This is a genomic window from Streptomyces sp. WM4235, assembly GCF_001279725.1.
In the GTDB taxonomy this organism is placed as follows: domain Bacteria; phylum Actinomycetota; class Actinomycetes; order Streptomycetales; family Streptomycetaceae; genus Streptomyces.
This window is the reverse complement of the sequence record NZ_LGDE01000200.1, coordinates 1-1,062: the sequence shown is the minus strand read 5'-3', so window position 1 is coordinate 1,062 and position 1,062 is coordinate 1. Positions and strand designations below refer to the sequence as shown.

Sequence of the window (1,062 nt, the reverse complement as noted above, 5' to 3'; positions counted from 1 at the left end):
GCCACCGTCACCGCCACACCGCGCCCGGTCGCCGCCGACGCCGCCGGCCACGCGGAGGCGCGCTCCGAGGCAGTCCCGGCCTCGCGGCCGCGCGACGTCGCCGTCGTGGGCGCCGCGATCCGGCTGCCCACCGCCGGTTCCCTGGCCGCCTTCGCCGAACTGCTCGTCGAAGGCCGGGACACGGTCCGCCCGCTGCCCGAAGGGCGATGGCAGAAGACGGAAGGGCCGGTCCCGCACGCCTCGTTCCTGGACCGCGTGGACGAGTTCGACCCCGCTCCCTTCCGGATCTCGGCCCGCGAAGCCCCCCTCATCGATCCGCAGGCACGCATCGTCTACGAGACGATCTGGGAAGCCCTGGAGGACGGCGGCCGGATCGGCACCCGCGCCCACGGCAGCACCGGTCTGTGGATCGCCTACAGCCACGACCACTACCACGAGGAGCGCGTGCGCCACGGCGTGGCCGACGGCCGAGGCCTCGGCCTGGAGGCGATGATCGCCAATCGGCTGTCGTACCTGATGGACTGGCACGGCCCGAGCGGACTCGTCAACGCCCTCTGCTCCTCCCCGCTGGTCGCCCTGCACTCGGCGCTCCAGCACCTGCGCCCCGGTGACATCGACACGGCGGTGATCGGAGCCGTGCACGCCGGCATCAGCCCGGAGTACTTCCGGTCGATGGGCGACCTCATGGCCCTGTCGCCCCGGCACCGCAGCCGCGCCTTCGACAGCACCGCCGACGGCTTCGTCCCCGGAGAAGGAGCCGTTGCCGTCGTCCTGCGAAGGTACGACGACGCCGTGCGCGACGGCGACCGGATCCGAGGCGTGGTCAAGGGCGCGGCCGTCAACCACGGCGGACGCACCAGCCGCTACTCGGCGCCCAGCCCGCGAGCCCAATCCGACGTCATCTCCGCGGCGTTGCGGGACGCGGGGGTGTCGGTGGAGTCGATCGGTCTGGTGGAGGCGCATGGGACGGGGACGGGTCTGGGTGATCCGATCGAGGTGGAGGGTTTGACCCGTGCGTGGCGTGGGGTGACGGACAGGTCGCAGTTCTGCGCGATCGGTTCG

General features: G+C 72.7%; 1 protein-coding gene. It reads left to right on the top strand.

Translation table 11 applies throughout. The features are described from left to right. Nucleotides 1-1,062 (top strand): polyketide synthase (locus tag ADK55_RS15655; protein WP_199826532.1); only part of this gene is annotated, 1,062 nt, incomplete at both ends.